The 1,201-nt window shown below is 74.4% G+C and carries 1 protein-coding gene; it reads left to right on the top strand.

Annotation, left to right across the window (positions count from 1 at the left end):
* Positions 1 to 1,201: PEP/pyruvate-binding domain-containing protein (locus PROKR_RS00225; RefSeq protein WP_211239978.1), on the top strand; the 1,201-nt coding region annotated here is incomplete at both ends.

The raw sequence follows: 1,201 nt of genomic DNA, 5'->3' as shown, positions 1-1,201 counted from the left end.
GGTCTTCACCTCCCTGGAGATCCCGGAGTCCGTGGCCGACGCCGTCCGGGCCGGGTACGCCGGCCTGCGCGCCGCGGACGGTTCGCCTGACGCCGTGCCCGACGGCGCCCCCGCCGTCGCCGTCCGCTCCTCAGCGACGGCCGAGGACCTGCCCGGCATGTCGTTCGCCGGTCAGCAGGACTCGTTCCTGGACGTCCGCGGCGCGGACGCCGTGCTCGACGTCGTCCGGGACTGCTGGGCCTCCCTGTGGACGGCGCGCGCGATCGGCTATCGGGCGCGGCACGGCATCCCCGCCGACGAGGTCGCGCTCGCGGTGGTGGTGCAGCGGCTGGTCGACGCCGACGTGGCCGGCATCCTGTTCACGGTCGACCCGATGACGGGCTCGCGGGACCGGGTGCTGATCAACGCGGCCTGGGGGCTGGGCGAAGCCGTCGTCGGCGGGCAGGTCACGCCCGACACCTACCTGGTGGCCCGGGTGGGCGGCGCGGTGGAGGGCACGGTGAGCACCAAGGAGGTCCGCACCGTTCGGACCGGTGCCGGTACCCGTAACGAGCCTGTCCCCGCCGAGCTCCGGGACCGCCCCGCGCTCACCGACGCGCAGGCAGCGCGGCTCGCCGCGCTCGGCATCCGTATCGAGGAGCTGTACGGCGTGGCGATGGACGTCGAGTGGGCGCTGCAAGGCGGCGCCCCCGCGATTCTCCAGGCCCGCCCCGTCACGGGCGCGGCGGGCGAGGTCGCGGTCACCGAGGTGTGGAACGACAGCCTGCTGGGCGACTTCCTGTGGACGAACGCGAACCTCGGCGAGGCGCTGCCCAGCGTGATGACGCCGCTGACCTGGTCGCTCGTGCAGATCTTCATGGCCAACGCGATGGCCGACAGCGACATCGGCGTGCCCGCGTACGGCACCATCGGCGGCCGGTTCTACATGAACCTCAGCACCACCGAGACCGTGGCCCGGACGCTCGGCCTGCAGAAGACTGTCGACGCGGCGTACCGGGAGGTGTTCGGGCGGCTGCCCGGCCAGCCCGACATCCCGGTGGTCCCGATCGGGCGCGCCGAGCTGATCCGGCGGCTCCTGCCCATGGTGGGGCGCAACCTCACGACGCTCGTCCGGGACGTGCGGGCCGTGCCGGGCTTTCTGCGCACCGCCGAGCAGCGCGGCACGGAGCTGCGCGAGCGCGCGGCCGCCGTCGTCGGCCCG

It is taken from the genome of Promicromonospora kroppenstedtii DSM 19349, from assembly GCF_000515355.1.
Taxonomy (GTDB): Bacteria; Actinomycetota; Actinomycetes; order Actinomycetales; family Cellulomonadaceae; genus Promicromonospora; species Promicromonospora kroppenstedtii.
This window is presented reverse-complemented; position numbering and strand designations above follow the sequence as displayed.